This is a genomic window from Vibrio hepatarius, assembly GCF_011806575.1.
Taxonomy (GTDB): domain Bacteria; phylum Pseudomonadota; class Gammaproteobacteria; order Enterobacterales; family Vibrionaceae; genus Vibrio; species Vibrio hepatarius_A.
This window is the reverse complement of record NZ_JAATOO010000007.1, coordinates 193396-214453: the sequence shown is the minus strand read 5'-3', so window position 1 is coordinate 214453 and position 21058 is coordinate 193396. Positions and strand designations below refer to the sequence as shown.

Genomic DNA, 21058 nt, shown 5'->3' with positions numbered 1-21058 from the left:
CTTTGTATCATCCTGATACTTAATCCCGCCTCATCCTAGAGGTGTCCGTTCATTCCTTTGTCGCTGAAATCCTATCAACGAGCGTGTCCGTACACTGTCCTTCGCTTCATGCTGGTCAACTATCCTAGTTAACCAAATCTTCTTCCTGAAGATAACCAATCCTTGGTGAGTTCCTGTTCCGTGTCAGCATCCTTCCGACACCTACTAATCTACGCTTTATGACGAATTAGACAATGCCTCGGAAAAATATCTTTATTGAAACATCTATTAAACAATCGATAAATACCAATATTTTCATGACGTTAAAGGTTAAAATCGACTTTCGCCCAGATAACGCAATCGTTTTGTCTCACATCGCGTGTAAGAGATCTCGCACAACAAATTTCCGAATTCTCTATTCGCTATCGATAGCAAACGTCAGTATTATTGGCTAAGAAAGGAATTTGGAGGTTATATGCTTACCCAAGATGTCAGCCAAGAGCTCAAAGATGTATTGGAACAGTTACATCAAGAAAGAAAAGAACCCACTGTCGCGTTAGTCAAAGCGCGCTTGAATACGTCAATTCCGATGCCGGCGTTAATTACTGCATTAAAAAGCTGGAAAAGTGCTAATCGAGTACCAAAAGTAGAAATTGCAGCTAAACAGCAAAGCGATCAAGACAGAATCAGTGAACTGGAAAAGCAAGTTGCCGAGTTACAGCAACAGCTCACCGTGCTGGAAAGGAAGCTGGATTAACGATAAAACTCTGCGCGTATCGAACAAAGAAAACAAAAAAGGCTTGGCACATTGCCAAGCCTTTCTATTTAGCTATTAGCTAGTAGCGGTTGATTACCAACCTGTTACTTCACGTAGACCTTTACCGATCTCTGCTAGAGATTTAACAGTCTTAACGCCAGCCGCTTCTAGTGCAGCAAATTTATCTTCAGCAGTACCTTTACCACCAGAGATAATCGCACCAGCGTGACCCATACGCTTACCTGGAGGCGCAGTTACACCAGCGATGTAAGAAACCACTGGTTTAGTCACGTTCTCTTTGATGAACGCTGCCGCTTCTTCTTCTGCTGTACCACCGATCTCACCGATCATTACGATCGCTTCAGTTTCTGGGTCTTCTTGGAACAGTTTTAGGATATCAATGAAGTTTGAACCTGGAATTGGGTCACCACCGATACCAACACAAGTTGACTGGCCGAAACCTTCGTCAGTTGTTTGCTTAACTGCTTCGTAAGTTAGCGTACCGCTGCGAGATACGATACCTACTTTACCTTTCTTGTGGATGTGACCTGGCATGATACCGATCTTACACTCGTCAGGAGTGATAACACCCGGACAGTTAGGACCGATCATGCGAACGCCAGTTTCTTCTAGCTTCACTTTCACGTCGATCATATCTGTTGTAGGGATACCTTCCGTGATAGTTACGATTAGCTCGATACCCGCGTCAATCGCTTCTAGGATTGCATCTTTACAGAAAGGTGCTGGTACGTAGATTACTGTCGCTGTTGCGCCAGTCGCTTCTACTGCTTCGCGAACTGTGTTGAATACAGGAAGACCTAGGTGAGTTTGGCCGCCTTTACCTGGAGACACACCACCAACCATTTGCGTACCGTATGCGATAGCTTGCTCTGAGTGGAAAGTACCTTGACCACCAGTGAAACCCTGACAGATTACTTTAGTGTCTTTATTAATTAGTACAGACATTATTTAGCCTCCGCAGCAGCAACAACTTTCTGAGCAGCATCAGTTAGCGACTCAGCAGCAATGATATCAACATCAGAATTAGCAAGAACTTCGCGACCTAAGTCAGCGTTAGTACCTTCTAGACGAACAACAACTGGTACGCTTACGCCTACCTCTTTAACCGCACCGATGATACCTTCCGCGATCATGTCACAACGAACGATGCCGCCGAAGATGTTAACGAGTACCGCTTTCACGTTGTCATCAGATAGGATGATCTTAAATGCTTCAGCAACACGTTCTTTGGTTGCGCCGCCACCTACATCTAGGAAGTTAGCTGGTTTGCCGCCGTGTAGGTTTACGATGTCCATCGTACCCATTGCTAGGCCAGCACCGTTAACCATACAGCCAACGTTGCCGTCTAGTGCTACGTAGTTCAGCTCCCACTGAGCTGCGTGCGCTTCACGCTCATCTTCTTGTGATGGATCGTGCATTTCACGAAGCTTAGGCTGACGGTAAAGCGCATTTGAGTCGATGTTGATCTTACCATCAAGACATAGCAGGTTGCCTTCAGCAGTAATTACTAGCGGGTTGATCTCTAGTAGAGCAAGGTCGTACTGAGAGAACATAGTGCCAAGACCCATAAAGATCTTAACGAATTGTTTGATTTGGTCGCCTTCAAGACCAAGTTTGAACGCAAGCTCGCGACCTTGGTAAGCTTGTGGGCCTACTAGTGGATCGATTGCTGCTTTGTGGATTAGCTCCGGCGTTTCTTCCGCAACTTTTTCGATTTCCACACCACCTTCTGTTGAAGCCATGAAAACGATCTTACGGCTAGCACGGTCAACGACCGCACCAAGGTATAGTTCGTTAGCAATGTTTGAAGCTTCTTCTACAAGGATTTTTGTTACCGGCTGACCATTCGCGTCTGTTTGGTAAGTTACTAGGTTTTTACCTAGCCACTTCTGTGCAAACTCTTTTACACCATCTTTGGTATCGTGCAGTTCAACACCGCCCGCTTTACCACGGCCACCAGCGTGAACCTGACACTTAACTACTTTCTTCTCAGTACTGATGCGGCCAGCAGCTTCAAAAGCTTCTTGTGGGGTATCACATGCGTAGCCTTCAGGCACTGGCAATCCGAATTCTGCAAACAGCTGTTTGGCTTGGTATTCATGCAAATTCATTTTGATATTCCGTTTGTTCTTCCCTTGAGGGATTTATTATTTCCATAACGCTGCAGTCTTGGCTGCGTATGCGTCTGTAGGGCGTTTTCAAATAAGTCGTGAGACTACAATGAAGGCCAGATGTTGAGCAGTCTAGCCTTACAAACTATAGACGTCTAGCCACCTTGGGTGACTAGACGTTTTAGCGATACTAAACGTCTAATAGCAGACGTGCTGGATCTTCTAGTAGCTCTTTAATCGTTACTAGGAAGCCCACTGACTCACGGCCATCGATTAGACGGTGGTCGTAAGATAGTGCCAAGTACATCATCGGCAGGATTTCAACTTTACCATCTACCGCCATTGGACGCTCTTGGATCTTGTGCATACCAAGAATCGCTGATTGCGGCGGGTTGATGATTGGCGTAGACATTAATGAACCGAACACACCACCGTTAGTGATGGTGAAGTTACCGCCCATTAGCTCATCTACTGTCAGTTTGCCGTCACGACCTTTGATCGCTAGCTCTTTGATGCCTTTTTCGATGTCAGCGAAACCTAGTGTGTCACAGTCTTTTAATACTGGAGTCACTAGACCACGTGGGGTCGAAACCGCCATGCTGATGTCGAAGTAGTTGTGGTAAACGATATCATCGCCATCGATTGATGCGTTCACTTCTGGGTAACGTTTTAGCGCTTCAGTTACTGCTTTCACGTAGAAAGACATGAAGCCTAGACGAGTACCATGGCGCTCTTCGAACTGGTCTTTGTACTGCTTACGAAGATCCATGATTGGCTTCATGTTTACTTCGTTGAACGTGGTTAGCATCGCAGTGCTGTTTTTCGCTTCTAGCAGACGGTTCGCAACTGTCTTACGTAGACGAGTCATAGGAACACGTTTTTGGCTACGCGCCGCGGCAGGAGCTTCAACCGCTGGAGCCTCTGCTTTAGGCGCTGCTTTAGCGTTTGCTAGGTGCGCTTCGATATCTTCACGAGTGATACGACCACCAACACCAGTACCTTTCACTTGGCTAGCTTCAAGGTTGTGTTCTGCCAATAGGCGACGAACAGCTGGGCTTAGTGCATCGTTGCTTTCTTCAGTCAATGCCGCTTTGTGGCGCTTATCAGGAGAAGCCTCTGTACCTTCCGTTTTATCTGCGGTTGGCTCTCCCGCAACTGCACCAGGTTTTAGCTTAGCAAGCAGTTGCTTAGAAAGTACTGTTGCACCTTCTGCTTCGATGATCGCTTCCAAAACACCTGCTTCTGGCGCTGGTACTTCAAGGACGACTTTATCCGTTTCGATATCAACCAGTACTTCATCGCGCTCTACTACGTCGCCTGGTTGTTTGTGCCATGTTGCTACCGTAGCGTCAGCGACAGATTCAGGTAAATCTGGAACCAGAATTTCAATTGTCATATCTGTTTCTTCCTTTAACTTCTAGTTCTTAATCCGAAGTTTTTGTATTCACGTTTAGTGCGTCTTCAACTAACGCTTTCTGTTGTTTCAAGTGTACTGACATGTAACCTACTGCAGGAGATGCTGATGCTGGACGGCCAGCGTATTTGAGATCAGCGCCTGCTGGGATAGCAGCACGGAAGTTATGTTGGCTACAGTACCAAGCACCCTGGTTTTGAGGCTCTTCCTGACACCAAACAAAATCTTCTACATTGGTGTATGGTGCGATGGCTGCTTTTACGTCTTCCATTGGGAATGGGTAAAGCTGTTCGATACGAACAATCGCTACGTCGTCTTGTTCATTGTTACGACGCTGCTCAAGAAGGTCGAAGTAAACCTTACCTGAACAGAACACTACACGTTTCACTTTCGCAGGGTCCAGATTATCAATCTCAGGGATTGCTGGTTGGAAAGTGCCTTCTGCAAGATCTTCCATAGAAGAAATACATAGCGGGTGACGCAATAGTGACTTCGGAGACATAACAATCAGTGGACGACGCATTGGGCGTACAACCTGACGGCGAATCATGTGGTAAACCTGCGCAGGTGTTGATGGCACAACCACTTGCATGTTTTGTTCAGCACATAGCTGTAGGTAACGCTCAAGACGTGCAGATGAGTGCTCTGGGCCCTGACCTTCGTAACCGTGAGGTAGAAGCATCGTTAGACCACACAAGCGAGCCCATTTCTGCTCACCAGATGAAATAAATTGGTCGATTACTACCTGCGCACCGTTGGCGAAATCACCAAACTGAGCTTCCCAGATAGTTAGACCGCCTGGTTCGGCAGTCGCGTAACCATATTCAAACGCCAGCACCGCTTCTTCAGACAATACAGAGTCAAATACTTGGAAAGGACCTTGCTTGTCGTGAATGTTCGCTAGCGGGATGTAAACACTCGCATCGTTCTGGTTATGCAGTACTGAGTGACGGTGGAAGAAGGTACCACGACCAGAATCCTGGCCCGAGATACGGATACGCTTACCATCATCGACCAGTGTTGCGTACGCTAGAGTTTCTGCCATACCCCAGTCGATTGCTTTCTCGCCGCTCACCATCGCAATACGATCGTTGTAAAGCTTGTTTACACGGCTTTGTAGCTTGTGGCTTTCTGGGTACTGACAGATACGCTTACCTAATTCGATTAAGCGTTCTTTATCAAACTGGTTCGCCCATTCGGTATCCCAGTCGTGTCCTAAATAAGGTGACCAGTCAACAGAATGCAGAGCCATTGGACGCCACTCTTTCACCACAACTTCACCGTGGTCAAGAGCATCACGATATTCGTTTACCAGTTGCGTTGCTGTGTCGATACCAAGCACACCGCGCTCGATCAGTACGTCTGCGTATAGCTTACGTGGCGTCGGGTGTTTCTTAATTTTTTGGTACATCAGCGGCTGAGTCGCGTTTGGCTCGTCCGCTTCGTTGTGACCATGGCGACGGTAACAAACCAAATCGATAACAACATCGCGTTTAAATTCGTTGCGGTAATCCAGAGCGATACGTGTAACAAATGCGACGGCTTCTGGGTCATCCGCGTTAACGTGGAAAATCGGCGCCTGTACCATCTTCGCGATATCAGTACAGTACATGGTTGAGCGTGTATCACGTGGGTTAGACGTTGTGAAACCAACTTGGTTGTTCACTACGATACGCACCGTACCGCCGACTTGGAAACCACGCGCTTGAGACATGTTGAATGTCTCTGCTACCACACCCTGACCCGCGATAGCTGAGTCACCGTGAATAGTGATTGGCAGTACTGTGCTGCCGTCTTTGTCGCCTAAGCGATCCTGACGAGCACGTACCGACCCGATAACTACTGGGTTTACGATCTCTAGGTGAGATGGGTTAAATGCTAGAGCTAAGTGAACGTCACCACCTGGAGTCGCAAAGTCTGCTGAGAAACCTTGGTGGTACTTAACATCGCCCGTACCCCATGTTTCGTCGTGCTTACCCGCAAACTCATCAAACAGATCTTGTGGTTTCTTACCTAGAACGTTGACCAGCATATTCAGACGACCACGGTGGGCCATACCGATAACCACTTCACGCATTCCACTTGTACCCGCATGACGAATCAATTCTTTCGTCATTGGGATCAATGCATCACCACCTTCCAAAGAGAAACGCTTCGCACCTGGGAATTTAGCACCCAAGTAACGCTCTAGACCTTCAGCTGCAGTCAGCTCGTCTAGGAATGTGTGTTTTTCTTCTTCAGTAAAAGATGGCTGGCCGACGACTGATTCAAGACGTTGTTGAATCCAACGTTTTTGCTCAGTGTCTGTCATGTGCATGTATTCTGCACCGATTGAGCCACAGTAGGTCTTTTTCAGAGACGAGTAGATGTCTTTTAGCTGCATCGTTTCTTGGCCGATAGCAAAAGAACCTACGTTGAAAGACTCTTCAAAGTCGTCTTGGGTGAGATTGTGAAATGCAGGTTCTAGCTCAGCCACAGGTGGGCGTTGCCATAAACCTAGAGGGTCAAGCTGTGCCGCTTCGTGACCTCTGAAACGGTAAGCATTGATTAATTGAAGTACTTTAACTTGTTTAGCGTCGACATCTGGATCACTAACTTGGACACTGTAATGCTTTGTTTCTTGAGCGAGTCGTCGGAAGTAGTCACGGATACGCGAATGTGGTTGTTCTGCCACCTCTCCTGAAGGCTTAGGTAGGCCATCAAAAACGCGTTTCCACTCCTCACTTACCAGATCGGGATCACTTAGATACAGTTCGTAGAGGTCCTCTACATACGTTGCATTGGCGCCAGCCAAGTGTGAAGACTCGAGCCATGCCTTCATCACGCCGTTGTGCATATTTTCCCTTAACCAGTAGTTTTCACGTTTGCTTCGGTCTTTGCCGAGCTATTAAAAGCCGGTCACACCATCGTGACCGGCAATTTTGTTATTAAATTTAAACCGAACGATTCACAAGCATGGTCTTAATATGACCAATGGCTTTCGTTGGGTTTAGCCCTTTAGGACAAACACTTACACAATTCATGATGCCATGGCAACGGAAAACGCTAAATGCATCATCAAGATTTGATAAGCGTTCGTCTGTTGCTGTATCACGGCTATCAATTAACCAACGGTAAGCGGCTAGAAGACCAGCTGGGCCGATAAATTTATCTGGGTTCCACCAGAACGATGGACAAGATGTTGTACAACATGCACACATAATACATTCATACAATCCATCTAGATGCGCACGCTCATCTGGAGTTTGCAAGTTCTCGCGAGACGGTGGCAATGCACCATCATCAATCAAGAACGGCTTCACTTTCGCATAGTTATCGTAGAACTGCGTCATGTCAACGATAAGATCGCGAACAACTGGAAGCCCAGGAAGTGGACGGATTACAATTTTATCACCCTGCAGTGCAGATAGCGGTGTGATACATGCAAGACCGTTCTTGCCATTCATGTTCAGACCATCCGAACCACAGACACCTTCACGACACGAGCGACGGAAAGAAATGCTTGGATCTTGCTCTTTCAGTAGGATTAGAGCATCCAATAGCATCATGTCAGAGCCTTCTTCCACTTCAAGTGTGTACTCTTTCATGTAAGGCTTTTGGTCGACATCCGGATTGTAACGGTACAAAGAGAAATTCAGTTTCATATTCTTACCCTCCTTTCCTTAGTACGTACGTGCTTTTGGTGGAAATGCTTCACGATGAACAGGTTCCATGTTTACATCACGCTTGGTCATCGACTCTGTCTCAGGATTGTAGATAGAGTGACATAGCCACTGCTCATCGTTACGATCTGGGAAGTCAAAACGAGCATGTGCACCACGACTTTCTGTACGGTAGTTAGCCGCGACAGCTGTTGCAAACGCTGTTTCCATCAAGTTTTCTAGCTCTAAACACTCAATACGCTGCGTGTTGAACTCTGTCGACTTGTCCGCTAGGTGTGCGTTTTTCAAACGCTCACGAATAACTTTCAACTCTTCTAAACCTTTCGCCATTGCATCCCCTTCGCGGAATACCGAGAAGTTGTTTTGCATGCATTGCTGTAGGTCTTTACGAATCTGAGCTGGATCTTCACCGTCAGTGCTATTTTCCCAACGGTTGTAACGCTCAAGAGAACGTTCAATATCAGCTTCAGTAGCAGGTTTAGCGTCAGCTTGCTTAAGTAAAGTTTCACCAAGATGCAGACCTGTTGCACGACCAAATACCACTAAGTCTAGTAGTGAGTTGCCACCTAGACGGTTAGCACCGTGCACAGATACAGATGCGATTTCACCACAAGCGAATAGACCTTGGATTTCAACGTCTGCACCATTTTGATCTTGTTTGATTGCCTGACCTGAAACCTGAGTTGGAATACCACCCATCATGTAGTGACAGGTTGGAATGACCGGAATCGGTTCTTTAACTGGATCCACGTGTGCAAATGTACGAGAAAGTTCACATACACCCGGCAGACGAGATTCAAGCGTGTCTTTACCTAGGTGATCCAGTTTGAGTTTAATGTGTGGACCCCAAGGACCATCACAACCACGCCCTTCACGGATCTCAATCATCATTGAACGCGCAACCACGTCACGACCAGCAAGGTCTTTCGCGTTTGGTGCGTAACGTTCCATGAAGCGTTCGCCATCTTTATTAAGTAGGTAACCACCTTCACCACGACAGCCTTCAGTAACCAGAACACCAGCACCAGCGATACCTGTCGGGTGGAACTGCCACATTTCCATGTCTTGCATTGGTACGCCAGCACGTAGTGCCATACCAACACCATCACCCGTGTTGATGTGTGCGTTAGTTGTCGACGCGTAGATACGACCTGCACCGCCTGTCGCTAGGATTGTCGCTTTAGACTTAAAGTAACAAACCTCACCCGTTTCCATGCAAAGAGCAGTACAACCTAAAACAACACCGTCTTCATTTTTAACCAGATCGAGCGCATACCACTCAGAGAAGACGGTTGTTTTATGCTTAATATTTTGTTGGTAAAGCGTATGCAATAATGCATGGCCAGTACGGTCAGCTGCAGCAGCTGTACGTGCCGCTTGCTCACCGCCAAAGTTCTTCGACTGTCCACCAAATGGGCGTTGGTAAATTGTACCATTGTCAAAACGAGAAAAAGGAAGACCCATTTTCTCTAATTCGATAACCGATTCTGGACCATTCTTACACATGTATTCGATTGCATCTTGGTCACCGATGTAGTCAGAACCTTTAACAGTATCGTACATGTGTTGTTCCCAATGATCCTCATGCGCATTACCGAGCGCTACAGTGATACCACCCTGCGCAGATACGGTATGAGAACGAGTTGGGAAAACTTTTGATAGTAGAGCACAGCTTAGACCTTGCTCTGAGATTTGTAGCGCAGCACGCATGCCTGCACCACCAGCGCCGATTACTACGGCGTCAAATTCGCGAACTGGAATAGACACTTACGCACCCCACAAAATAAATAGACCAGAGAAGAAGTAACCGAATAGAACAGCAATAACACCTAGCTGTAGGCCACCACGAAGCTTAGCGCACTTAATGTAGTCTGTTAGCACTTGCCACAAGCCAATCCAGGCGTGGATAAGAACAGAAACCAATGCAAGCATCGTAAACACTTTAGTGAATGTGCCACCAAAGAATTGGGTCCAAGATACGTAAGAAATATCTGTGAAAGCGCAGAAGCTCACCAGATAAATAGTATAAAGCGTCATGATGATCGCGGTAGCACGAATCAGTAGGTAATCGTGTACACCATTACGACCAAATGAGGAAATGTGTTTTACCATACCAATACCCCTGCAAATAGTGACAGAACGGCTGTCGCTGCGAATGCAACCTTAGCGCTCATCGCACCAGATTCCAGCTCTTCAAAATGACCTAGGTCCATAAGTAGGTGACGGATACCGCCAGCAATATGGTAGGCCAACGCCGTTAGAATGCCCCACAAGATAAACTTCACAAAAAAGCCATCAACGATGTCGACTGCTTCTGCGTAGCCTACTGGGGAATTTAAGGATATGGATAGTAACCAAAGCAGGATCCCGACCGCGACAAACGTAATTACACCGGAGACTCGGTGTAAGATAGATGCGATTGCAGTGATCGGAAAGCGAATGGTCTGTAAATCTAAATTAACAGGTCTTGACTTTCTTTCTTTCACGGGCTTGCTCACTCAGCTCCATTGAGCATTTATAGTTATGAACGAATTTTGGTTGCAAACCTACAAAAGTTAACATTTATTTAACAACCACCCCCATCAAACTGCTGAGTATTTTGTAAAATTTTTGTTAACAACAAGGATTAAAACTTCACCTCACTTTTGTTTCAAGCCTTGAATTTATTAGGTTTCCACCAAAATTTACTGCGCCACTATACGGCTGGCAACATTCTAATACAATTGATGTAACAATTTTTGCTACACAGGACAGGTTTTTAGCGTTACGTGTTCAAAAAATCATAACAAGTGCACACATCAGAGGAGATAAATTGACTTTGATAACGAATGCACGTACAAAAATGTCACACAAACATCCTGGACGGATTAAATAATAAACAAAGGAGATTGTTATGGCAGATAAGAAAGCTACCCTTCATGTTGAAGGTCAAGCGCCGATCGAGCTGCCAATTATGGAAGGTGCTTTAGGTACCCCTGTAATTGACGTTCGTACACTGGGAGCAAATGGATTTTTCACTTTTGACCCTGGTTTTCTTGCCACTGCATCCTGTGAATCTCAAATCACGTACATCGACGGTGGAAAAGGTATTCTTCTACACCGCGGTTACCCGATTGATCAGTTAGCTAACAACGCTGATTACTTAGAAGTATGTTATATCCTTCTTTATGGTGAAGCCCCAACACGTGAACAATACGAACAATTCAAAACCACTGTAACTCGTCATACGATGGTACATGAGCAAATCGCAAGCTTTTTCCATGGCTTCCGTCGTGATGCTCACCCAATGGCGGTTATGTGTGGTGTGGTTGGTGCACTTGCTGCGTTCTACCACGATTCACTCGACATTAATAATGATGAACACCGTGAGATCGCGGCATACCGACTACTGTCTAAAATGCCTACTCTGGCTGCTATGTGTTACAAGTACTCAGTTGGTCAACCGTTTATCTACCCACGTAACGACCTAAGCTACGCAGAAAACTACCTACACATGATGTTCGCGAACCCATGTGAAGAGTACGAAGTTAACCCTGTTGTAGCTCGCGCGATGGATAAGATCTTTACTCTCCACGCAGACCATGAGCAAAACGCGTCAACATCGACCGTTCGACTAGCTGGTTCTTCTGGCGCGAACCCATTCGCATGTATTGCCGCGGGTATTGCATCCCTATGGGGTCCTGCTCACGGTGGTGCTAACGAAGCATGTCTGAAGATGCTTGAAGAGATCGGTAGTGTTGAAAACATTCCTGAGTACGTTGAACGCGCGAAGGACAAAGATGACCCATTCCGCCTAATGGGCTTTGGTCACCGTGTTTACAAAAACTACGACCCACGTGCGACAGTAATGCGCGAAACATGTCACGAAGTACTGAAAGAGTTAAACATTAAAGATCCACTACTAGACGTAGCAATGGAACTTGAACGTATCGCGCTTTCTGATGAATACTTTGTATCGAAGAAACTTTACCCGAACGTAGACTTCTACTCAGGCATCATCCTTAAAGCAATTGGTATTCCTGTCTCTATGTTTACGGTTATCTTCGCGATTTCACGTACTATCGGTTGGATTGCTCACTGGAACGAAATGCACAGTGACCCACTAAACCGTATCGGCCGTCCTCGCCAGCTTTACACTGGTGAAGAGCAACGTGACTTCAAACCTATGCACGAACGCGAGTAATCACTTTCATTAGTGATATAGAAGCAATAAAAAAGGTTGGCCAAGCGCCAACCTTTTCTTTTCTGCTTAGATTAAACCGGATTATCGATATCGATAAACGCCACATCTAATCCATGTTCGCGCGCAAGCCAATCGCCTAACGCTTTTACGCCATAACGTTCCGTCGCATGATGACCAGCAGAGAAGTAATGGATACCCATTTCCCGCGCGGTATAGGTAGTACGCTCCGAGATTTCCCCGGAAATAAACGCATCTAAGCCATTGGAAACCGCCAACTCTATAAAGTCCTGTCCGCCACCTGTACACCACCCCACGGTTTCAATGATTTTATCGCCATCTTCAGGTGCAATATGTAATGGAGATCGGTTAAGTACTTGGTTGATTCTATCGGCAAACTCTTTACCACTGAGCGACTGCTTTAAACGACCATACATCGCAACAGACTGAGGGTGCCCTTCTAAACCACCTTCCACTTCTATTTCTAGCAGACGAGCCAGTTCGGCGTTATTACCTAACTCGGGATGAATGTCGAGAGGCAAATGGTATCCATATAGATTGATGTCATTTTTGATCAAGGTACAGATTCGCTTACCTTTCATTCCTCGGATCGGCTCTGGTTCACCTTTCCAAAAGTAACCATGGTGAACCAATAATGCGTCGGCGTTTAGTTCTACCGCTTTGTCGATCAATGCTTGTGAAGCTGTGACACCTGTTACGACTCGTTTGATCTCCGCTTTGCCTTCAACCTGCAGCCCATTCGGTGCATAATCTTTGATCAATTGAGGAGACAATAGCTCGTTTAGTACTTTTTCCAGTTGTAAATTATTCATTCTGACTTCCGCTTACTTCGCCATTCACCCAGTGTATTCGAACGATATGGGTGATGCTAGACGCAATCAGAAATGGTTACAATAGAACAAGACGTTTACAGCAATAAGCCAAAAATCAGGATATAAGATGAACCAGCTGCAACGCTTTTATACATGGATTGCCAATACGCCATCACTTTTTGAGCTCACTCCACCGTTCGTCTCACTCGAAGACATTGACGTGCAGCCTTTAGAAAACAGTGAATACACAGGCAACCCCAGACTAGGTTTTCTTTACCAGCATTTGTGCACTGAATTACTCAAGCAAAGTGGGCGCTATTCCATCGAGCTTGATGAAGTGCAAATCAATCACAATAACGGACAAACTCTCGGCGCGATCGACCTTATCCTCAAAAACCACCAATCCGCTCAACTTGAACATTGGGAAGTCGCGATCAAGTTCTACCTGCTACATCAAGGCACATGGTTTGGCCCCAACGCCCATGATCAACTAGATAAAAAACTGGCGAGAATGCTCAATCACCAACTAAAGATGAGCGCCTCAGAACCGTTTAAGCATCAATATCCGCATCTGGACAATTTATCCGAACATCTGTTGTTACAAGGGCGCTTATACATCAACCCATTTACTCAAGAACCGATACCAACCGAATGCTTAGGCTTAACACTCAACGCCAGCCAAATTACAGGATATTGGTGTTATCAAAGTCAGTGGGAGCAAATTGGTGAAGAACTCTTCGAGTTGGATAAAGCTTGTTGGGCGACGGGCATCACCAAATTCAACCAGCCGTTAGAAAAACCACAAGGGCGATTTGTTCATGCTCAAACGCGCCAAGGCCAATTTTGGTTTGTCGTACCCGACACTTGGCCCAATACACCATCGTAGTAGCTAAAGAGCAACAAAAAAGGGTTGGTATCAACACCAACCCTTTGTTCTATTTTAGACTCAACTCAGTGTCTTTTATAAGCCTGCGTTTGCGAACACCTGATTCACAATCTCCTGCGCTTCCGCTTCGATTTGTTTTAGGTGTTCTTCGCCTTTGAAGCTTTCACAGTAAATCTTGTAGATGTCTTCTGTACCAGAAGGACGAGCTGCAAACCAACCGTTTTCAGTCGTGACTTTCAATCCACCGATTGCCGCGCCGTTACCCGGAGCATGAGTCAAACGTGCTGTAATGGCATCACCAGCCAACGTATCTGCAGTCACCATTTCCGCAGACAGTTTCTTCAACACATCTTTCTGAGGTCCGTTGGCAACCGCTTGAATACGGTTGTACTGAGACTCACCGTGTTTAGCGGCTAACTCTTCATAGTATTCTTGTGGGTTCTTGCCCGTTACTGCTGTGATTTCTGCCGCTAGCAAACACAGAATAATGCCGTCTTTATCCGTCGACCAAGGTGTACCGTCTTTACGTAAGAAAGAAGCACCCGCACTTTCTTCACCACCAAAGCCGAATTTGCCTTCGTATAGACCATCAACAAACCATTTAAAGCCAACCGGAACTTCACACAGTTCACGGCCTAGGTCTGCCACTACTCGGTCAATCAACGCACTTGATACCAGTGTTTTACCTACGGCAACATCTTTGCCCCAAGCTTGACGGTGGCGGTAAAGGTAATCGATACATACCGCTAGGTAGTGGTTAGGGTTCATCAGACCTTTTGGTGTCACAATGCCGTGGCGGTCGTAATCTGGGTCATTACCAAACGCGAGATCATAGTCGTCTTTCAGCGCTAACAAACCAGCCATCGCGTAAGGTGATGAACAGTCCATACGCACTACACCGTCTTTATCTAAAGACATAAACTGGAATGAAGGGTCAATGGCTTCACTTACCAGCGTTAGATTCAGATTGTACGCTTTCGCGATTTGGCGCCAGTAATCGATACCGCTACCACCTAATGGGTCAACACCGATCTTAAGATTAGCTTTTTGAATCGCTTCCATATCGATGACGTTCACCAAGTCATCAATGTACGGCTTCACTAAATCCAATTCGACAAACAGTGGCGAGGCTTTCGCTTCAGCAAGCGGCATGCGCTTCACGCCTTGTAGGCCTTCGGCGATAAGCTCATTGGCACGGTCTTGAATCGCTTGGGTCAGTTCACCCTCAGCAGGACCACCATGGGTTGGGTTGTATTTGATACCACCATCTTGTGGCGGGTTATGCGACGGCGTAATCACGATGCCATCTGCTTTTTGTTGGTTATTTAGGTTGTACGTCAAAATTGCGTGAGAAATACCTGGCGTTGGCGTGTAACCGTTTTCTTGCTGAGCAATAACGTTTACACCATTTGCAACCAAGACTTCCACCACACTTGAGAACGCAGGTTCAGATAAGGCATGCGTATCTTTACCAACAAACAAAGGTCCAGTTGTGCCTTTTTCAGCACGTACTTCAGCGATAGCTTGCGCGATAGCGAGAATGTGGTTTTCATTAAAGGTGGATTTATCGGCTGTGCCTCTATGGCCTGAAGTACCAAACTCAACTTTGTGTGCCGGATTTGCTGGGTCTGGTTGAAGGAGAAAGTAGTTGGATACTAAAGCAGGAATGTTGTGTAAGTCCTGTTGTTGCGCTTTCTGTCCAGCGCGCGGGTGTATAGCCATAGTGACATCCTTTCTTAAAATAACAGAAGTAAAAACCTCATAATAACGAAGACAGGCCACGCATTATGAGGTTTTAATCAGACTTCTCTAAATTGAGTTAGCAACCTTTTCAGTCAGATCAGCAGGAAAGCTCATGCGAGCCATCAATTGATCGACCATTTGGCGCTTGCGGCTAGTGTTATTATTAGTGATAACCCAGAAAGGGGAGCCTGGAATCGCTTTTGGCTTAGTCGTATTGCCGCTCTCTAATAAAGTTTGCTCATTGTCAGCAAAGTAAACGCGCTTGCGGCCTTTAACTTGAGTTGCTTCAGAAAAACCAGTTGGGTCGATACGGTGTAATGTAGAAAGCACCAGCATGAATCGATCAATCGCTTTTTTCAGTCCTGCAAACTCATCGGAAATCAGTAGAGAACGCATCTCTTTTACGCCATCAATTTTTTCTTCTTTGATCGCGTCTCGGCTTACCACAATTCCTTGTGGTTGAACCGGTACTACTGGTGTTGGCTGTCGATTTTTACCATCAACTTCCAAAAGACGACGTAAAATATCTGACGCACTCTCACCAATATGTTGGGTTTGACTTGCGATGTAACGGTATAGATCCTCATCAACCTCTATTGTTTTCATTCGCTTTTCACAATCTCTATGTTTAAACTCTGGGGGATTATATACCCAAGTAACCTCAAGATGCGAGTTTCAGATCCTATATCTAAAGCAGAATGAAGCCTTTAGTGAGACTCTAGGTTCAACCACAACGAATAAAATAAAATGTCACAACTGCTCAACTACAAAATTGAAGGTGAGGGTCACACCACCATTTTGATCCACGGACTGTTTGGAAACTTAGATAATTTAGGTTTGCTGGCAAGAGACTTGCGCCAAGATCATCAAGTCGTCAGCGTTGATTTGCGCAATCACGGCCTCTCATTCCAAAGCGACGAGCACAATTACGAACTGATGGCGCAAGACGTGTATCAGTTAATCCAGTCACTAGGGTTAGAGCACTACTCAGTGATTGGCCACTCTATGGGTGGCAAGGTCGCGATGAAACTCGCAGTGCTCGCTCAAGAACAGATCACTCAGTTGATCGTTTTGGATATGGCGCCAGTCAAATACAGCCAAAGCCGTCACGATAACGTGTTTGCCGGGCTAAAAGCGGTATTGGCGCAAAAGCCAACTATACGTAAACAAGCTCTGGAGATTTTGGCCCAACATATTGAGTTAGAAGGCGTACGACAATTTTTGGGTAAGTCGTTGTATAACAGCGGTGAGCATCTTGAATGGCGTTTTAACGTTGAAAGCCTTTGGAATAACTATTGGGAGATTCTGGGTTGGAATCCGATTGAGAAAATCACCACGCCTACCCTATTTATCAAAGGTGGCGATTCTGACTACTTAACCGCAGAGCACCAAAGCGAAATCCAAAAGCAATTTGCCAATGCGAAAGCGCACGTGATCGCTAATACGGGACACTGGTTACACGCGGAAAAACCGGCGGAAGTGCTAAGAGCAATTCGCAAGTTTATCTCGTAAAAACAGAATGAGAGGTCTGTTGCACCCTGCCCGTTAACTTTATCTATTAACAGTGGTATAGTGCAGCGCAAGTAATTTGGCATAAAGGGATTCCATGCTCTACGACTATATGAACATGCTCGAGTCGATTGGTCTCGACTTACTTTTTGCGTCTATCTTTTTCTTAATTGGTATGGCGATTAAAGATGTCCTCAAAGCAGGCAATGTTCCTCCTTTTGGTCGTCGCATAGTATGGCTAGTTCTATTCTTAGGCTGTGCGGGTTTCATTGCCAAAGGCATTATTCAAATCAGCTGGGAAGGCACAGGACTGGGTTGATCTCCGGTTTAGCCACAACAAAAAATAGTAAAGGTAACGAATCTATGGCAAGTGTAGGTATCTTCTTCGGTAGCGACACAGGTAACACTGAAGCTGTTGCAAAGATGATTCAAAAACAACTAGGTAAACAACTAGTTCACGTTCAAGATATTGCTAAGAGTAGCAAAGAAGACATCGATAACTTCGACCTGCTGCTACTAGGCATCCCAACTTGGTATTACGGCGAAGCACAGTGCGACTGGGATGACTTTTTCCCTGAGCTAGAGCAAATTGATTTCTCTACAAAGCTAGTTGCTATCTTTGGTTGTGGTGACCAAGAAGATTACGCAGAATACTTCTGTGACGCTATGGGTACCGTTCGTGACATCGTTGAAGCGAAAGGCGGCACTATCCTAGGTTACACTTCTACTGAAAGCTACGAATTTGAAGCGTCAAAAGCACTTGTTGAAGGCGATGACAGCCAATTCGTTGGTCTATGTATCGATGAAGACCGTCAGCCAGAGCTAACCGAAGAGCGTGTTAACAACTGGTGTAAACAAATTCATGAAGAAATGTGTTTAGCTGAACTAGAAGGCTAATCTTCATTTTGATTAAAAAACCTCCACGATGGAGGTTTTTTTGTATCTGGACGTTAAGCGGTTTGCTCTTGCACACACTCACGGTATTGCGGCTTCTTACGTACATAAAGTTGGCGCTGAACTTCAGATACCACGTTACCATCTTTATCCTTCACGTGAACAATAAATTCAGGAAAGCACTTTTCCCCACTCGCGGTTTGTTGCAGGATATCGTCGAGCAACGGCTGAGAAATGACGAAATCAGCGTATAAGTCACTTTGACCTGGCTTGATGAAGTTGATGCTCGCCTGCTTATCCCAAACATAGTACTGCTTGCCCAAAATCCCCATAAGCATCAGTGCGTACACAGGGTCGGTCAGTGAGAAAATACTGCCTCCATACTGAGTACGGTTGGCATTTTTGTTCCACCAGCGTAATTTAAGCTTCACTTTGACTTGGCGAAAATCGTCACTTATCGAAAGAATCTTAATGCCCGAGCCCCAGAATGGCGGCCATAAGTTCAATGCATGCCTGACAACATTGGGCTTATCAGCGATATCCATCCATGATTTCATTTTTATTCCCTGAGATTATTCGTTACAATGTTAATTAATTGTAACTGGTCAGAGTTGTATGATCAGTGACTTGGCACGGGTTTATAATAAATCCCTAGTAACCCTTTGAAGTTCGTGGTTTATTGTTATCTCCTACTGCCCTATAATGATAGGAATATTGAATTCTGTTAATTACTGCAGATCATCAACAGGAAAGTATATGTCAGACAACAACCAAGCGCTTAAGGATGCTGGTCTTAAGGTTACACTACCAAGACTGAAGATTTTAGAAGTACTACAGCAACCAGAATGCCAACATATTAGTGCTGAAGAGCTATATAAAAAGCTGATTGATCTAGGAGAAGAGATTGGTCTAGCTACCGTATACCGCGTATTAAACCAATTTGATGATGCAGGTATTGTGACTCGCCACCATTTTGAAGGCGGTAAGTCTGTATTTGAGCTATCGACGCAACACCACCACGATCACTTAGTTTGTCTGGACTGTGGTGAAGTGATTGAATTCTCTGACGACCTCATCGAAGAACGTCAGAAAGAAATTGCGGCGAGATACAACGTGACACTGACTAACCACAGCTTGTACCTATACGGCAAGTGTGGCGACGGCAGTTGTAAAGAGAACCCTGACGCACACAAGCCGAAGAAGTAATCTTTGATTTAAGAGCGCTCAATGAGCGCTTTTATTTTATCTGTCGTTTATCGCCAGACACAAAAAAGCCAGTCCGAAGACTGGCTTTTTCATATCTCTAGAAGTTACTGCGCTTCAATTTTAGCCCAAGTATCGCGTAGGCCAACCGTGCGGTTAAACACTAAAGCATCCACTTTAGAGTCTTTTGCGTCAGCGCAGAAGTAACCCATACGCTCAAACTGATAACCTTTCTCTGCTTCTGCAGAAGCTAGACTTGGTTCCACATAACCGCGCTTCACTTGTAGCGAATCTGGGTTGATGGTTTCAGCAAAGTTATCCGCTGCCGCCGGGTTTGGTACAGTGAACAAACGATCGTACAGACGAATTTCAGCAGGAAGACCTTTATCCGCAGAAACCCAGTGAATAACACCCTTCACTTTACGGCCATCTGCTGGGTTTTTACCTAGCGTTTCATCATCGTAAGAACAGAAGATAGTGGTAATATTGCCTTCTGCGTCTTTCTCGATACGCTCTGCTTTGATCACGTAAGCACCACGTAGACGAACTTCTTTACCCAGAACCAAACGCTTGTACTTCTTGTTCGCTTCTTCGCGGAAGTCTTCACGCTCAATCCAAACTTCGCGAGTGAACGGAACTTCACGTTCGCCCATTTCTGGCTTATTCGGGTGGTTCGCTACCGTTAGCATTTCGACTTTGTCTGCGTCGTAGTTTTCAATCACGACTTTCACAGGATCCAGAACTGCCATCGCGCGTGGCGCGTTTTCGTTTAGATCATCACGAATACAAGACTCTAGTGAACTCATCTCGATCATATTGTCTTGCTTAGTCACACCGATACGCTTACAGAACTCGCGGATTGAGCCAGGCGTGAAACCACGACGACGCAGACCAGAGATAGTCGGCATACGTGGGTCATCCCAACCGTTTACAAGGTTTTCGCTCACCAACTGGTTTAGCTTACGCTTAGACATCACTGTGTACTCAAGGTTTAGGCGGCTAAACTCATACTGATGCGGCTGGCAATCAATCGTGATGTTTTCCAATACCCAATCGTAAAGACGACGGTTGTCTTGAAACTCTAGCGTACAAAGCGAGTGCGTAATGCCTTCCAGAGCATCGGAAATACAGTGCGTAAAGTCGTACATTGGGTAAATGCACCACTTGTCACCTGTTTGATGGTGAGTTGCAAAACGAACACGGTAAATCACAGGATCGCGCATCACCATGAAAGACGAAGACATATCGATCTTCGCGCGAAGACACGCTTTGCCTTCCTCAAAGCCACCGGCACGCATTTTTTCAAACAGCGCTAAGTTTTCTTCAACGCTACGGTCACGGTAAGGACTTGGTTTACCAGGTGCAGTCAGTGTGCCACGGTATTCGCGGATCTGCTCAGGACTTAGCTCTTCAACGTACGCTAAGCCTTTGTTAATTAATTCCACTGCAAACTCGTAAAGCTTGTCGAAGTAGTTTGATGAGTAACATACGTCACCATCCCACTCGAAGCCTAACCAGCTCACATCATTCTTAATTGACTCAACGTATTCTACGTCTTCTTTTTCAGGGTTAGTGTCGTCAAAACGCAGGTTACATTTACCCTGATAGTCCTGAGCAATACCAAAGTTCAAGCAAATTGACTTAGCGTGACCGATGTGCAGATAACCGTTTGGTTCTGGCGGGAAACGAGTATGCACGCTTGTGTGTTTGCCATCCGCTAAATCTTTATCGATGATTTGGCGAATGAAATTCGATGGACGAGCTTCAGCTTCACTCATCTATAGCACCTCAATTGTTGTAGTATTGTTCAGAGAAAATCTCGTGCAGTGGGGATATTTCCCACCAACGTATATAACGTCTAATGAT

The 21058-nt window shown here is 45.7% G+C and carries 20 protein-coding genes; 7 read left to right on the top strand and 13 right to left on the bottom strand.

Features of this window, described 5'->3' with window-relative positions:
* The first annotated feature begins 454 nt into the window (after positions 1-454).
* Complete coding sequence (locus HCZ42_RS07820; protein ID WP_167420154.1) at positions 455-736, top strand: hypothetical protein; 282 nt, start codon at positions 455-457, stop codon at positions 734-736.
* A gap of 93 nt (positions 737-829) precedes the next feature.
* Here the strand turns inward: HCZ42_RS07820 and sucD are convergent, their stop codons facing one another.
* The 8 genes from sucD to sdhC form a co-directional block, all read right to left on the bottom strand.
* Positions 830-1702 (bottom strand): succinate--CoA ligase subunit alpha, encoded by an 873-nt coding sequence (gene sucD, locus HCZ42_RS07815; protein WP_045953798.1) that lies wholly within the window; start codon positions 1700-1702, stop codon positions 830-832.
* The gene (gene sucC / locus HCZ42_RS07810) at positions 1702-2868 is read right to left on the bottom strand and encodes an ADP-forming succinate--CoA ligase subunit beta (RefSeq protein ID WP_053409546.1); all 1167 of its coding nucleotides are present in this window, start codon (positions 2866-2868) and stop codon (positions 1702-1704) included. Before sucC ends, sucD begins: the two co-directional genes overlap by 1 nt.
* Before the next feature lie 190 nt (positions 2869-3058).
* A complete protein-coding gene (odhB, locus tag HCZ42_RS07805; RefSeq protein ID WP_167420153.1) occupies positions 3059-4264 on the bottom strand; it encodes a 2-oxoglutarate dehydrogenase complex dihydrolipoyllysine-residue succinyltransferase in 1206 nt (401 codons plus the stop codon).
* 28 nt (positions 4265-4292) lie between these two features.
* On the bottom strand, positions 4293-7118 hold the full coding sequence (sucA, locus tag HCZ42_RS07800) for a 2-oxoglutarate dehydrogenase E1 component (protein ID WP_167420152.1): 2826 nt from the start codon (positions 7116-7118) through the stop codon (positions 4293-4295).
* Between the two features lie 97 nt (positions 7119-7215).
* Positions 7216-7926, bottom strand: a complete 711-nt coding sequence (locus tag HCZ42_RS07795; protein ID WP_167420151.1) for a succinate dehydrogenase iron-sulfur subunit — start codon at positions 7924-7926, stop codon at positions 7216-7218.
* A gap of 18 nt (positions 7927-7944) precedes the next feature.
* Positions 7945-9711 carry a succinate dehydrogenase flavoprotein subunit gene (sdhA, locus tag HCZ42_RS07790; RefSeq protein ID WP_167420150.1) on the bottom strand — a complete coding sequence of 589 codons (1767 nt, stop codon included), beginning with the start codon at positions 9709-9711 and terminating at the stop codon, positions 7945-7947.
* Complete coding sequence (sdhD, locus tag HCZ42_RS07785; RefSeq protein ID WP_167420149.1) at positions 9712-10056, bottom strand: succinate dehydrogenase, hydrophobic membrane anchor protein; 345 nt, start codon at positions 10054-10056, stop codon at positions 9712-9714.
* Positions 10050-10442 carry a succinate dehydrogenase cytochrome b556 subunit gene (sdhC, locus tag HCZ42_RS07780; protein WP_167420148.1) on the bottom strand — a complete coding sequence of 131 codons (393 nt, stop codon included), beginning with the start codon at positions 10440-10442 and terminating at the stop codon, positions 10050-10052. Before sdhC ends, sdhD begins: the two co-directional genes overlap by 7 nt.
* A 395-nt stretch (positions 10443-10837) precedes the next feature.
* Here sdhC and HCZ42_RS07775 point away from each other — a divergent pair, with 395 nt between their 5' ends.
* A complete protein-coding gene (locus HCZ42_RS07775; protein ID WP_053409553.1) occupies positions 10838-12127 on the top strand; it encodes a citrate synthase in 1290 nt (429 codons plus the stop codon).
* 71 nt (positions 12128-12198) lie between these two features.
* Here the strand turns inward: HCZ42_RS07775 and HCZ42_RS07770 are convergent, their stop codons facing one another.
* A complete protein-coding gene (locus HCZ42_RS07770) occupies positions 12199-12957 on the bottom strand; it encodes a Nif3-like dinuclear metal center hexameric protein (RefSeq protein WP_167420147.1) in 759 nt (252 codons plus the stop codon).
* Between the two features lie 127 nt (positions 12958-13084).
* Here HCZ42_RS07770 and HCZ42_RS07765 point away from each other — a divergent pair, with 127 nt between their 5' ends.
* Positions 13085-13843 carry a DUF1853 family protein gene (locus tag HCZ42_RS07765; RefSeq protein WP_167420146.1) on the top strand — a complete coding sequence of 253 codons (759 nt, stop codon included), beginning with the start codon at positions 13085-13087 and terminating at the stop codon, positions 13841-13843.
* A gap of 75 nt (positions 13844-13918) precedes the next feature.
* Here HCZ42_RS07765 and pgm read toward each other — a convergent pair whose 3' ends face one another.
* On the bottom strand, positions 13919-15565 hold the full coding sequence (pgm, locus tag HCZ42_RS07760) for a phosphoglucomutase (alpha-D-glucose-1,6-bisphosphate-dependent) (protein WP_167420145.1): 1647 nt from the start codon (positions 15563-15565) through the stop codon (positions 13919-13921).
* A gap of 87 nt (positions 15566-15652) precedes the next feature.
* Positions 15653-16192, bottom strand: a complete 540-nt coding sequence (gene seqA, locus HCZ42_RS07755; RefSeq protein WP_167420144.1) for a replication initiation negative regulator SeqA — start codon at positions 16190-16192, stop codon at positions 15653-15655.
* Between the two features lie 141 nt (positions 16193-16333).
* Here seqA and HCZ42_RS07750 point away from each other — a divergent pair, with 141 nt between their 5' ends.
* The 3 genes from HCZ42_RS07750 (at position 16334) to fldA (ending at position 17992) form a co-directional block, all read left to right on the top strand.
* A complete protein-coding gene (locus HCZ42_RS07750; RefSeq protein WP_167420143.1) occupies positions 16334-17098 on the top strand; it encodes an alpha/beta fold hydrolase in 765 nt (254 codons plus the stop codon).
* Between the two features lie 94 nt (positions 17099-17192).
* Positions 17193-17414 carry a DUF2788 domain-containing protein gene (locus tag HCZ42_RS07745; protein ID WP_053409559.1) on the top strand — a complete coding sequence of 74 codons (222 nt, stop codon included), beginning with the start codon at positions 17193-17195 and terminating at the stop codon, positions 17412-17414.
* A gap of 44 nt (positions 17415-17458) precedes the next feature.
* Positions 17459-17992, top strand: coding sequence for a flavodoxin FldA (gene fldA, locus HCZ42_RS07740; protein ID WP_053409560.1), 534 nt, complete (start codon positions 17459-17461; stop codon positions 17990-17992).
* A 53-nt stretch (positions 17993-18045) separates the two neighbouring features.
* Here fldA and HCZ42_RS07735 read toward each other — a convergent pair whose 3' ends face one another.
* Positions 18046-18546 (bottom strand): DUF4442 domain-containing protein, encoded by a 501-nt coding sequence (locus HCZ42_RS07735; RefSeq protein WP_167420142.1) that lies wholly within the window; start codon positions 18544-18546, stop codon positions 18046-18048.
* Positions 18547-18745: 199 nt separating this feature from the next.
* On the opposite strand from HCZ42_RS07735, the gene fcrX reads away from it, so the two are divergent.
* A complete protein-coding gene (fcrX, locus tag HCZ42_RS07730; RefSeq protein ID WP_053409562.1) occupies positions 18746-19195 on the top strand; it encodes a ferric iron uptake transcriptional regulator FcrX in 450 nt (149 codons plus the stop codon).
* Between the two features lie 104 nt (positions 19196-19299).
* Here fcrX and glnS read toward each other — a convergent pair whose 3' ends face one another.
* A complete protein-coding gene (gene glnS, locus HCZ42_RS07725; RefSeq protein ID WP_167420141.1) occupies positions 19300-20970 on the bottom strand; it encodes a glutamine--tRNA ligase in 1671 nt (556 codons plus the stop codon).
* Positions 20971-21058 lie beyond the last annotated feature (88 nt).